The organism is Ectopseudomonas oleovorans, from assembly GCF_029845265.1.
In the GTDB taxonomy this organism is placed as follows: Bacteria; Pseudomonadota; Gammaproteobacteria; order Pseudomonadales; family Pseudomonadaceae; genus Aquipseudomonas; species Aquipseudomonas oleovorans.
Map to the genome: position 1 here is coordinate 121742 of NZ_JAOCLK010000007.1, position 11520 is coordinate 133261.

An 11520-nucleotide genomic window follows, 5' to 3' on the forward strand; every position below is an offset into this window, starting at 1 on the left:
AAACGCAGCGCGCACGGAAGTTTCTCAGGTTTTCGATTGGCGCTCCGCCGGGCGGCGTGCGCCAGCCACCAGTTTGTCCACCAGCTTGGCCGCAGCAGCCATGCCGAAGCTGGCGGTGACCATCATCACCGCGCCGAAACCGCCCGCGCAGTCGAGCTTCACCCCTTCACCGACGAAGCCCTTGGCCTGACAGACCGTGCCATCCGGCTTGGGGTAACGCAGTTGCTCGGTGGAGAACACGCAAGGGACGCTGTAGGTGCGGCCCGGCGTACGCGAGAAGCCATAGTCGCGGCGCAACAGGCTGCGTACCTTGGCCGCCAGCGGGTCGTTGAAGGTCTTGTTCAGGTCGGTGACCTGAATCTGCGTCGGGTCGACCTGCCCGCCCGCGCCGCCGGTGGTGACGATCTGGATCTTGCGCCGCTTGCACCAGGCGATCAGCGCCGCCTTGGCCGGCACGCTGTCGATGCAGTCGATCACACCGTCGAGCTGCTCGGTGATGTACTCGGCCATGGTCTCGCGGGTAACGAAATCCGCCACCGCATGCACCACGCAGGCCGGGTTGATGGCGCGGATGCGCGCGGCCATCTCGTCGACCTTGGCCTTGCCCACCGCGCCTTCGACGGCGTGCACCTGGCGATTGGTGTTGGTGATGCAGACATCGTCCAGGTCGAACAGGGAAATCTCGCCGACGCCCGAACGCACCAGCGCCTCGGCCGCCCAGGAACCGACGCCGCCGATGCCGACTACCGCCACGTGCGCCGCTGCCAGTCGTTGATAGCCCTCCTGGCCGTAAAGCCGGGCTATGCCGCCGAATCGCTGATCGTCAGTACCCATCACACCCCCTGCAGGAAGGCGCGCATTATAGAGATAGCACCCTGCCCACCCAAGCCTGTCGAACAGGTCAGCCGTCGGCCTAATGCCAGTCAGTTAAGCGTCGACGTTGCCAATGCGTAGGAGCGGCGCCCCGCCGCGAACCAGGGCGATGCGCAATTGAAAAGCTTCGCCCCGGGGCGGAGCTCCTACGAAAGGCCGCTTTGGCAGCCTTATCTGATCGGCATTAGCCGTCGTCAAGCAGTACGCCGCATCCGGCGCTTCGCGCCACCTTCTCCCAGAGGGAGAAGGGCATCAAGGATGGCGTCGCTGCGCGACTTTCACGGTAATATGGCCAGCTTTCACGCCAGCCGCTGTACCGGAGCCGCCATGACCGCCCCCCTCACCCCGACCCTGGAACTCGCTTTCGACCTCATCCGCCGCCCGTCCGTGACCCCGGTCGACGAAGGTTGCCAGGAGCTGATGATGCGCCGTCTGGCCGCGTGCGGCTTCGAGGTTGAGCGCATGCGCATCGAAGAGGTGGAGAACTTCTGGGCCAAACGCGGTGGCGACGGCCCGGTGCTGTGCTTCGCCGGCCACACCGATGTGGTGCCCACCGGCCCGCTGGACGCCTGGCAGTACCAGCCGTTCGACGTGCGCGTCGATGAAGACGGCATGCTCTGCGGCCGTGGCGCAGCGGACATGAAAGGCAGCCTGGCGAGCATGATCATTGCCGTGGAGCGCTTCGTCGCCGACTACCCGCAGCACAAGGGCGCCATCACCTTCCTCATCACCAGCGACGAGGAAGGCCCGGCTCAGCATGGCACCAAGGCGGTGGTCGAGCGCCTGCGCGAGCGTAACGAGCGCCTGGACTGGTGCATCGTCGGCGAACCGTCGAGCACCACTCTGCTCGGTGACGTGGTGAAGAACGGCCGCCGTGGCTCCCTCGGCTGCACCCTCACCGTGTACGGCAAACAGGGCCACGTCGCCTACCCGCACCTGGCGAAGAATCCGATTCATCTGGCCGCCCCGGCGCTGGCCGAACTGGCCGCCGAACATTGGGATCATGGCAACGACTACTTCCCGCCGACCAGCTTCCAGGTGTCCAATCTCAACTCCGGCACTGGCGCGACCAACGTCATCCCCGGCGAGCTGAAAGCGGTGTTCAACTTCCGCTTCTCCACCGAATCCACCGTCGAGGAGCTGCAGCAGCGCGTCACCACCATTCTCGACAAGCACGGTCTGGACTACCACCTGGAATGGGCGCTGTCCGGTCTGCCGTTCCTCACTCAGCCGGGCGAATTGCTCGACGCCGTGGCCGCCAGCATCAAGAACGTCACCGGTCGCGAGACCACGCCGTCCACCAGCGGCGGCACCTCCGACGGTCGCTTCATCGCCACCCTGGGCACTCAGGTGGTCGAGCTCGGCCCGGTCAACGCCACCATCCACCAGATCAACGAGCGCGTACTGGCCAGCGACCTCGATCTGCTCACCGAGATTTACTATCAGACGCTGGTAAAACTCCTCGCATGAGCCTGATCTGCCCCATCTGCCAGACGCCGCTGGAGCCGAGCGCCAGCGGCCTGGCCTGTGCAAACCGCCACAGCTTCGATCGCGCCCGGCAGGGTTACTACAACCTCCTGCCGGTGCAACACAAAAACAGCCGCGCCCCCGGCGACAACGCCGCCATGGTCGAGGCCCGCCGGCGTTTTCTCGAGGGTGGCCACTACGCACCGCTGGCCGCACGCCTGGCCACACTGGCTGCCGACTACAAGCCGGCGCGCTGGCTGGATATCGGTTGTGGCGAGGGTTACTACACCGAACAGATCGCCCGTGGCCTGCCCGCCGCCGACGGTTATGCCCTGGATATCTCCCGCGAGGCGGTGAAACGCGCATGCAAACGTGCTGCGCAGCTGAGCTGGCTGGTGGCGAGCATGGCCCGTGTGCCATTGGCCGATGCCAGTTGCGACCTACTGGCCAGCGTCTTCAGCCCGCTCGACTGGGCCGAAGCCAAACGCCTGCTCGCACCCGGCGGCGGCCTGCTGCGCATGGGCCCAACCCGCGTGCACCTGATGGAACTGCGCCAGAAGCTGTACGACGAAGTACGCGACTACGACGACGAAAAGCACCTGGCGCTGATCCCTGCGGGTATGCACCTGGCCCACAGTGAGACGCTGCTGTTCCCGCTGCACCTGGCCGACACCCAGGCCCGCGCCGACCTGCTGGCCATGACGCCACACGGCTGGCGCGCCAGTGCCGAACGCCGTGAAGCAGTGATCGCCGAGCCCTTCGAAGTTACCGTCGCCATCCGCTACGATTGGATCGTCAAAACTCAGGAATGAACCTAATGCGCCAACCGGACATCGAGATCTACCTCAAAGACGCCGAACGTGATGCCGTGGCGCAATGGCTGGGTGAAGCACTTGGCCCATGCAGCGACTGGCAGCAGAAAGGCCAGACCTTCAAGTGCAAGGCCGGTGACGTGCCGGTGACCTGGTTGCCGAAAGCCGTGGGCAAATGGCACAGCCTGTACCTGGAAAGCGACGCCACGCCCTGGGCCGACGACCTGGCTTGCGCCCGCGCCGCCCATGCCGCGCTCGGCGTACAGATTCGCTGCGCACCCGGCACCTGGGTCGAGGATGAAAGCGACGAGCAAGCCGACCGCTGGATCAAGGTCGACGCCGATGGTGAAACCGAAATCGTCTGGCGTACTGAATAAAAGCGGCCGCTTGGCGGCCATCTGATGACCCTCTCCCGCTTGCGGGAGAGGGTGCCCGAAGGGCGGGAGAGGGTCAGGGGTCTCACGCTACGAGATTTTTGAATCGACAGCGAATCAGGACGACAAAGCTTCGCCCCGGGGCGGGGCTCCTACGCAAGCTGCGTGGGGTGATTAGCTTCGCCCGTAGCCCAATGTAATCCGGGGATCAGCGCATTTTCCGGATTTCATCCGTACAGTGTTCTTCACCTTCGCGGCCCAAACAGACCACAAAGAACAAGGCCGATCATCGACGGTAACGCTGTTCACTTAAGCGACGGTCGGACGCGTTCAGTGCCCTCGCCCCTCTGGGGAGAGGGTTAGGGCGGGCCGCGTTCGGAGAGGTTGGAGCCAGCAGGCAGTTTCGCGGTGTTCTCGGCCCTCTCCCCCAGCCCCTCTCCCATGAATGGGAGAGGGGAGCTACCCGCGAAACCCGCCCTACGAATACAGCGCCCACAAACAACAAGGCCCGTCATCGACGGGCCTTGTTGTATTTCGAGCTGGAGCTCAGACCGCGGAGACGTCTTCCGCCTGCAGGCCTTTCTGACCCTGGGTCACACCGAACTCGACCTTCTGGCCTTCGACCAGGGTGCGATGGCCGTCGCCACGAATGGCGCGGTAGTGAACGAATACGTCCGGGCCGCTTTCGCGCTGAATAAACCCGTAACCCTTGGAATCATTGAACCATTTGACGGTTCCCGTCTCACGATCTGCCATTACCAACTTCTCCAAACTCGCTATGTTTTTATTGTCCCGAAGGCGCTTTGACGGCTCGGTAAAAACGCTCTTCTCAGCGTTCGCCACCCCCGGCAATCGAGCAATGGAGCAGGTCAAGCGATTCGCGTTCTTGCTGCAGTCGAAGGCCGAGTATAAAGCATGGATTGTGACTGAAAAGCACTTTTTCAAAACCGCCACGAACCCAGAAGATATGCGGGTTACAGCTCGTTTTATGGGCTTTTGACTAACAGATCGCGCAACTTCTTCGCCAGCCGCTGCACCTGATCAGGCTCCAGTCGATATGCCCAGTCACTGCGCGCACTCACCTCTGCGGCGTTGAAACCTTCACGCTCGCCAAGCACCAACCAATACTGCTCACCCTGCTTGTACAACGCTCCTTCGAGCTTTTCCTCGGCAAAACCACTGAGGCTGAACTGCAGCACCGGCGCCTGCTTGAAACCTATCTGCGAAAGCGGCGCAGCATCAGCGAACTGCAGGTTGGAGAAGACCAGTGCGACACCATTGGCCGCACCCTCGAAGCTGAGTTTCTGCTCCTTGCGCAGCTCTGCGACAGCGAAGTTGTACTGCTGGGCATCGGCACGCGTCAGGGTAAGTTTCTCGCCATCGGCGTAGCGCAGCTCAAGGCGCGCGATGCGCGTGAAGGGAATGTCGGTGACACGTCGATCCAGCCAGTCCAGCTCACGCGTCGGCACCTGCAACTGCTGATCGATCAGCCAGACCTGATTCTCGCCGGCACGACGCACCAGTTGCCCACTGCCTTGCTGAGACGGATTACCCAAGCGCAGCCCCAGGTCGGGATGGCCGTCGAAGTGCAGCTTCAGACGCAGCGCCTGCTCATCAGCCGCCCCCTCCTCGGCCAGTCCCAAACGAGCATGCCACTGCGGGTTGGCAGTCTTGGCCTCCTGCGTGCGCGCCTCACGCAATGCCCGCAGCAGTTCGGCCAGCGCTTGCGGCGCCGCCGGATAGTCGGCCTTCGCCGGCACCACCCAACCATCTTCACGCCGCTCGATGCGTACCGAGGGCTGCCCCGGCGCCTCGATCTCCAGCGCCTGCAGCGTATTCAGATAGCCCTGTTCGGCTGCCAGCCAGGGCGCCGACTCGACTTGCGCCGTGCTCTGCTGCTGGCCGCGCTGCACGGCCAGGTAACCCAGCACGCAAAGCAGCACGATGATGATCAATGCGATCAGACCTTTACGTCCCATGATCTCCTCACAAGTGAATGACTATGCGCGTGGATATCGCGTTTTACATCCACCGCAGCGGTGGATCGGTAAAGCGTGATCCACCCTACGCTCGGTTCGTGGGAGGGGCTTTAGCCGCGACTGTCGCCGCTGAAGCGCCTCCCACAGGTGCTAACCCTCACGCGCGACGACGGCGCCGCCACAGCCACAACGCCAACACGCCCAGGGTCAGCAGCGCCGGCACCAGGGCGATATTAATGATCTTCAGCGTGCGGCCCAGCGCCTCGATATCGGCATTGAGCTGGTAGCGCACCTCGCGCAGCTCCTTGCGAATCTCCAGCTTCTGCTGGATGAAGCGCTGCAACGCGCCCTGCTGCTCAGGCGTGAGCTCCAGGTTTGGATCGTCGCTTTGCTGTAGCGCCGCCAGTTGCTGCTCGGTTTCGGCCAGGCGTGCCTGCAGTGCCTGCTCCTTGTCACGGAAACGCTGTTCGGCGGCGCGCTGCAGCTCCTCGACCACCACGAACGGACGGCTGAAGCGACCACGCGAACGTACGCTAATCAGCGCCTCAGAGCCGGTCAGGTTGTCCAGCGCGTTGATGGTGAAGCTGCCGTTATCCGCCCAGGGTTGCGGCATGCGCTGGCCGAAGAAGTCCTGCACCTGCACCCACATGCGATCACTGAGGATGTCGGTATCGGCCACGGCGATGACGTTGATGTTGTCTGCCTGCCTGAGACCGTCCTTGCGCCCCTCGATGCCATCGGGGAAGGCGCTCTGCGCCGGACCGTCGATACGCGCAGCGATGGTGTAGCGCTCGCCGGTCGGCTCCAGTTCGCGGATCAGCTCCTCGGGGTTGCTGAGCATGGCGAAGCGCTGGGCGTCGAAGGGCATGGCGTATTCGGAGCTTTGCATCAGCGGGGTAAAGCGCGTCTTCGCCCCTTCCAGCGGCTCGAGAATGCCGGCGGTGGCGACGGTGACGTTCTCCAGCCCAGCCGTGGCGATATCGGTCTGATCCAGCGCCTTGCGCGGCAGGCTCAGCCAGGCAGCGTGACGAACCGGACGCTGGCCCTGACCACGGTTGACCGACATGGCGTAGGAGCCGTCACCGAGCACCTTGTCCGGCACCATGCGCAAGCCCCAGGCCTTGAACAGCGACTCGATATTCGACGCCCGGTCCACCGCCACTTCACCCGGCATATCACCGGTGTCAGCCTCGGCATAGGGGTCAACGAACACCATCAGCTTGCCGCCGCGCAGCACGAACTGGTCGATAGCGTACAGGGTCTGCTCGGGCAGATTCTTCGGATGCACCAGCCACAGCACCGAGACGCTCTCGGGAATCTGGTCGACATCGCTCTGGAGCTGCTCGATCTGGAACAACTGGCGCACCTGCTCCAGCACCATCCACGGCGGCGTCGGCTGCCGCGCCATCATGTCGAAGCCACCGGTCATCGGCAGCCCGGAGAGCACGCCAACCACCGGCAGCTCCGGCTTGGCCAGGGTCTGCACCAGGCGGCTCAGCTCGTACTCCAGATGCTCCTCCTGATCCAGGGCGAAGAACGGGATCACCTGGATGTTGTCCAGGCCGTTGGTGCCAGCCAGGCCGAAGTAGATCGAGTCACCGCCCTGCTGCAGCGGGATGCCCTGCAGACCGAACTGCGCGGCCTTGTCCTCGTCCTCGGAGAACGGCTCGGGGTCGATGATATGCAGGCGGATCTTGCCGCCGGCCTGGGCCTGGTAGGCCTTGAGCATCTCCTCCACGCGCTGGGCGTAGGTACGCAGCGCCGGCAGGTTCTTGGCCACCTTGTCCGAATAGAAGAAGTACAGGTTGATCGGCTCGTCCAGCTCGGCAAGGATCTGCTTGGTGCCGTCGGAGATGGTGTAGAGCTTCTGCTCGGTCAGGTCCAGGCGCGCACCGCCCAGGCCCAGACCGGCCAGCAGGTTGAAGGCGAGAAAGGCCACCGCGATCAGCAGCAACCCGGCGCCGGAATAGATCAGCTTTTTCATGGGCGCGTTCCTTCAGTCGGCTTTCTTCAGGTCGATGACCACAGCGGTGGCAGTCAGCCAGGCGGCGATCAGCGAGAGGAAATACAGCAGGTCGCGCAGATCGATCACGCCCTTGCTGATGGCGTCGAAGCGCACCAGAAAGCTCAGCGAGGCGATGGCATCCACCAGCCACTGCGGCGCCCAGGCGAAGGCGTCGAGCACCATGGGGAAACCGCTGACGATGAACAGAAAGCAGGCGCTGACCGCAAGGATGAAGGCGATCACCTGATTCTTGCTCAGCGCCGACATGCACGAGCCGATGGCCAGATAGGCGCCGGCCAGCAGCCAGCTGCCGATATAGCCGGTGACGATGGCGCCGTTGTCCGGCTCGCCCAGGTAGTTGACCGTGATGATCATCGGGAAGGTCAGCAGCAACGCAATGCCGGCGAACACCCAGGCCGCCAGGAACTTGCCGGTGACCGCCTCGAAGCGGGTGATCGGCAGGGTCATCAGCAGCTCGATGGAGCCGGACTTGCGCTCCTCCGCCCACAGGCGCATGGCAATCGCCGGCACCAGGAACAGATAGAGCCAGGGGTGGAAATTGAAGAAGGCCGAGAGATTGGCCTGGCCGCCTTCGAAGAAACCGCCCAGATAAAAGGTGAACACCCCGGACAGTACCAGGAAGATGACGATGAACACATAAGCCAGCGGCGTGGCGAAGTAGCTCGCCAGCTCACGCTTGAAGATCACGGGCAACTGGGTCATGGCTGCTCTCCCCGGGTCAGCGTGCGGAACACTTCATCCAGGCGGCCGCGTTCCACGTTGAGTTCCTTAACCTTCCAGCCGCGTTTGGCAATCAGCGCATTGACCTGCGGGAAGATCACCTCGCCCGGTTGCGCCAGCACACTCAGGCTGTGCTCGCGGGCGTTCTCCTCGACACCGGCGACGCCCGGCAGCGCCGCGAGGGCAGCCTGATCCAGCGCTTCATCGGCCACCAGCGTCACCGCCTGGTGATAGCGCGAGCGGCTTTCCAGCTCCAGCGGCGTACCATCGGCCAGCAAGCGGCCCTGAGCAATCACCACTGCGCGGGTACACAGCGCCGTAACCTCTTCGAGGATATGGGTGGAAATGATCACGATCTTGTCGCGGGCCAGCCCCTGAATAAGCTGGCGCACCTGATGCTTCTGGTTGGGATCGAGGCCGTCGGTGGGCTCGTCGAGGATCAACACACGCGGATCATGCAGAATCGCCTGGGCCAGGCCGACGCGGCGCTTGAAGCCCTTGGACAGCGTCTCGATGCTCTGCTCCAGCACCTTTTCCAGCTCCACCTGCTCCACAGCGCGCTGCACGCGAAGCGTCTTCTCGGCGCCGCGAAAACCGCGCACCTCGGCGATAAATTCAAGAAAGCCACGCACCGTCATATCGCCATAGCAAGGCGCGCCTTCCGGCAGATAACCGATCTGCCGCTGGGCCTTGAGGGTCTGGGTTTGGATATCGCAACCGAGGATGCTCGCCGTACCGGAGGTCGGCGCGAGAAAGCCGGTGAGCATCTTCATGGTGGTGGATTTGCCGGCCCCATTGGGGCCGAGAAAGCCCAGCACTTCCCCTGGCTGGACCTGGAACGACAAGTCATCGACTGCCGTGTGCTGCGCAAAACGCTTGGTCAGGTTTCTTATATCGATCATGGCCTCTCACCGTCGCGAATGGCACTGCGCTCAGCGAAACCACCGCAAAAGCGCAGGCCGCAAGAACGCCGGGCGCGAAAAACCACCGACCCGGACGTGGGCAAGACCGTAGCAAAACTGAAAAGTTCAGTCAGCAGGTTGCAACAAGCAGTAAAAGGAATATAGCTTCGGCGATTGGACAGCCTCATGCCAAAGCTCAACACCCCATGGCAAAGCGCCATTTGCCGATGGATACATGGCCTGGGCGTTCAAGGCTTAGCGCGCGGAACACAAACAGGGTGTTCTGGCTGTTTTTTGAGCAACTGTAAGCAATGAGGCAAAAGAGGAAGTCAAGCGAATACGCCCAAGGATCAGGAGCTGGCTGGTAATGCCATGATTTTAAAAAGAATTTCCCAGGGTAACCATGATGATGGTGCGGAGTTAGATGGAAGGCTCTACTATCGCGTTAGTACCGCCTTCCGTCTAATCACTGTTAGGTTCACAAGGGAGGTTTTATGTTTTGTTCAAAATGTGGCACGGCACTTCAGTCAGGTGCCGGGTTCTGTTCCAAATGCGGGCAGGCTATTTCAGCGCGTGTAGTTACGGCGGTGACCCCACCATCTGCCCCCTCCGAGCAGGGCGGAGCCATCTGGAATCCCAATGCAGCATCAAACTGGAGTCTCATCTTCTCTCCAGCCTTCGGCTCCTATTTGCACGCCTTGAACTGGCGAACGCTCGGCGAACCCGAGAAAGAGAAATCCGCAATGGGCTGGTTTTATTTCAGCCTCGCTATGCTCGGGGTTTACGTCCTAATGGGCGTATTCATGGAAAAGCCAGAAGAAGCTGATGGTGCAGCGCGTGGTCTTGGCTTCCTCTATTTGCTCGTGTGGTATTTCTCGGCGGGTCGGGCGCAGGCCAGATACGTCAAAGAGAAATTCGGCTCCAGCTATCCGCGTCGCGCGTGGGGAAAACCGCTGCTCATTGGTGTGGCCGCAATCATTGGCTTCTTCACGCTCGCGGTTATTGTTGGAGCCATGATTGGAGTCATGTCGGCGTGAGTGAACCTAACAAACGGTTCCAGCGGACGGTCTTGCCTTCGCTTCGCTCCGGCAAGCCCGCCGCTGAACCTTTGCGTTAGGCATCAACACTGCGGAGTTTGACCATGACAGATCAGAAAATCATGATGGAATGCGATACTTGTAGTAAAAAATTTCAATTTGGCCCTCATCAATACGAGGGACGAGTTATCAATCTTTATGGCATCACCGTGTGCGACACCTGCTGGACTGGAAACTGGGATGGCTGGGCTCCACATTTCGAACCAATAATCCAAAAGCACTTAGCGGAAAAAAATCTACCAGAGCCTCCAAGAAACAATAAAGGTTGGTTGCCACGAGACTAGATAAAACCTTCCACACTTTCACCGAGAATCATTAATTTTTAATAGATTTAAAGCAGGGGGCATTTTAATGCGAAAGTTATTAATGATATATACCTTGATTTTCTTTTCTTCCCTCGCGCACAGTCAAGAGCCAAGGCAAGCAACCCTAAATCCTCATGCAATAATTTGTACAGCAGAAGGTGACATTTACCACCTAATTAATTTATTCCAAAAGCAAAACATGTCCGCAATTGAAAAATATATGCGCCCAGGAAAATGCGCCATGACAAATAGAAGCAATAACGTACTCGTGCTTGACTATGTTGCAGGGCGTCCCTGGGCTCTTATCCAATCTGCTGAAGGGGTCAAGATATACACTTTCAGTCAAAATATAACTTTTTGATACAGCTAAATATTTGGCATTATTTTTAATTTAATTTCCCTGCTTGCCTTGCTCACGGGGACAAGCTAAAGCCGACCCTTAACCAGACGCGAGCAGCCAAGGAGAAAGAGATGTTCGGGTTATTCAAAAATCGAAAAAAATATAATGGCCAAGTAGACTTAAAGCTTAATAACGAGTATCAAATAATAACTCGCCGTTCTGAAAACCCATTATTCCCAGGCTCACTGGCCTTTTTGGAGCTAATCGACCAAGCTTGGAATGGGCAGATGAATGAGGATGAAGCGGCTATGTTTATAGCAGTTTTATATTTCAGCGGGTTGTGTAAAAACGGCCACCGGGCCGAAGCTTCGCTGCTGCTACCACGGATAGTAAATATTGCACAATTCAACGTTCCCAAAAATATAGTTTCTGAACAACGCTGGCAAAAATTCGCACATGCAATTCGTGAGGCAAGAGAAATCTCAGGAATTTGACAGAGCTACAGAATTAGGCCCACATAATAGCCAGACAGGCCTAACAACTGGCTCAAATCGTTCGCTCCGCTCACTGGGACGGGCTAAAGCCCAATGTCATCAACCTAAGCTGCAGCCCTGCCCAAGGCAAG

Annotated in this window: 12 protein-coding genes; 6 read left to right on the forward strand and 6 right to left on the reverse strand. The window is 60.4% G+C overall.

What is annotated here, in order from left to right:
* Positions 1–24 precede the first annotated feature (24 nt).
* Positions 25–834, reverse strand: coding sequence for a tRNA cyclic N6-threonylcarbamoyladenosine(37) synthase TcdA (gene tcdA, locus N5J71_RS05780; RefSeq protein ID WP_084341455.1), 810 nt, complete (start codon positions 832–834; stop codon positions 25–27).
* A 366-nt stretch (positions 835–1200) separates the two neighbouring features.
* Between tcdA and dapE the strand changes: the two genes are divergently transcribed.
* Genes dapE through N5J71_RS05795 form a run of 3 tightly spaced genes read left to right on the forward strand, consistent with a single transcriptional unit; the run spans position 1201 to position 3529 of the window.
* The gene (gene dapE / locus N5J71_RS05785) at positions 1201–2343 is read left to right on the forward strand and encodes a succinyl-diaminopimelate desuccinylase (RefSeq protein WP_257597646.1); all 1143 of its coding nucleotides are present in this window, start codon (positions 1201–1203) and stop codon (positions 2341–2343) included.
* Positions 2340–3152: a putative RNA methyltransferase gene (locus tag N5J71_RS05790; protein WP_004423978.1), complete on the forward strand. Its 813-nt coding sequence runs from the start codon at positions 2340–2342 to the stop codon at positions 3150–3152. The genes dapE and N5J71_RS05790 overlap by 4 nt, the downstream gene beginning before the upstream one ends.
* A gap of 5 nt (positions 3153–3157) precedes the next feature.
* Positions 3158–3529 (forward strand): hypothetical protein, encoded by a 372-nt coding sequence (locus N5J71_RS05795; protein ID WP_074855675.1) that lies wholly within the window; start codon positions 3158–3160, stop codon positions 3527–3529.
* 543 nt (positions 3530–4072) lie between these two features.
* Here N5J71_RS05795 and N5J71_RS05800 read toward each other — a convergent pair.
* The 5 genes from N5J71_RS05800 to N5J71_RS05820 form a co-directional block, all read right to left on the reverse strand.
* On the reverse strand, positions 4073–4282 hold the full coding sequence (locus N5J71_RS05800) for a cold-shock protein (RefSeq protein ID WP_004423973.1): 210 nt from the start codon (positions 4280–4282) through the stop codon (positions 4073–4075).
* A 230-nt stretch (positions 4283–4512) separates the two neighbouring features.
* On the reverse strand, positions 4513–5505 hold the full coding sequence (locus N5J71_RS05805; RefSeq protein ID WP_004423970.1) for a DUF4340 domain-containing protein: 993 nt from the start codon (positions 5503–5505) through the stop codon (positions 4513–4515).
* 157 nt (positions 5506–5662) lie between these two features.
* The gene (locus tag N5J71_RS05810) at positions 5663–7489 is read right to left on the reverse strand and encodes a GldG family protein (RefSeq protein ID WP_279916497.1); all 1827 of its coding nucleotides are present in this window, start codon (positions 7487–7489) and stop codon (positions 5663–5665) included.
* 12 nt (positions 7490–7501) lie between these two features.
* Entirely contained in the window at positions 7502–8233 is a 732-nt protein-coding gene (locus tag N5J71_RS05815; RefSeq protein WP_003244158.1) for an ABC transporter permease subunit, read from the reverse strand.
* Complete coding sequence (locus tag N5J71_RS05820; protein ID WP_279916499.1) at positions 8230–9153, reverse strand: ABC transporter ATP-binding protein; 924 nt, start codon at positions 9151–9153, stop codon at positions 8230–8232. The genes N5J71_RS05815 and N5J71_RS05820 overlap by 4 nt, the downstream gene beginning before the upstream one ends.
* Positions 9154–9647: 494 nt before the next feature.
* Between N5J71_RS05820 and N5J71_RS05825 the strand changes: the two genes are divergently transcribed.
* From N5J71_RS05825 to N5J71_RS05835, 3 genes are all read left to right on the forward strand, one after another.
* The gene (locus tag N5J71_RS05825) at positions 9648–10190 is read left to right on the forward strand and encodes a zinc ribbon domain-containing protein (RefSeq protein ID WP_206407527.1); all 543 of its coding nucleotides are present in this window, start codon (positions 9648–9650) and stop codon (positions 10188–10190) included.
* A 104-nt stretch (positions 10191–10294) separates the two neighbouring features.
* Complete coding sequence (locus N5J71_RS05830) at positions 10295–10534, forward strand: hypothetical protein (RefSeq protein ID WP_279916501.1); 240 nt, start codon at positions 10295–10297, stop codon at positions 10532–10534.
* A 492-nt stretch (positions 10535–11026) separates the two neighbouring features.
* Positions 11027–11389: a hypothetical protein gene (locus N5J71_RS05835; protein ID WP_139047994.1), complete on the forward strand. Its 363-nt coding sequence runs from the start codon at positions 11027–11029 to the stop codon at positions 11387–11389.
* The last annotated feature ends 131 nt before the right edge of the window (positions 11390–11520 follow it).

Coding starts and splice junctions, on each gene's coding strand:
- tcdA (WP_084341455.1), bottom strand. CDS start 834: ATGGGTACTGACGATCAGCGATTCGGCGGCATAGCCCGGCTTTACGGC.
- dapE (WP_257597646.1), top strand. CDS start 1,201: ATGACCGCCCCCCTCACCCCGACCCTGGAACTCGCTTTCGACCTCATC.
- N5J71_RS05790 (WP_004423978.1), top strand. CDS start 2,340: ATGAGCCTGATCTGCCCCATCTGCCAGACGCCGCTGGAGCCGAGCGCC.
- N5J71_RS05795 (WP_074855675.1), top strand. CDS start 3,158: ATGCGCCAACCGGACATCGAGATCTACCTCAAAGACGCCGAACGTGAT.
- N5J71_RS05800 (WP_004423973.1), bottom strand. CDS start 4,282: ATGGCAGATCGTGAGACGGGAACCGTCAAATGGTTCAATGATTCCAAG.
- N5J71_RS05805 (WP_004423970.1), bottom strand. CDS start 5,505: ATGGGACGTAAAGGTCTGATCGCATTGATCATCATCGTGCTGCTTTGC.
- N5J71_RS05810 (WP_279916497.1), bottom strand. CDS start 7,489: ATGAAAAAGCTGATCTATTCCGGCGCCGGGTTGCTGCTGATCGCGGTG.
- N5J71_RS05815 (WP_003244158.1), bottom strand. CDS start 8,233: ATGACCCAGTTGCCCGTGATCTTCAAGCGTGAGCTGGCGAGCTACTTC.
- N5J71_RS05820 (WP_279916499.1), bottom strand. CDS start 9,153: ATGATCGATATAAGAAACCTGACCAAGCGTTTTGCGCAGCACACGGCA.
- N5J71_RS05825 (WP_206407527.1), top strand. CDS start 9,648: ATGTTTTGTTCAAAATGTGGCACGGCACTTCAGTCAGGTGCCGGGTTC.
- N5J71_RS05830 (WP_279916501.1), top strand. CDS start 10,295: ATGACAGATCAGAAAATCATGATGGAATGCGATACTTGTAGTAAAAAA.
- N5J71_RS05835 (WP_139047994.1), top strand. CDS start 11,027: ATGTTCGGGTTATTCAAAAATCGAAAAAAATATAATGGCCAAGTAGAC.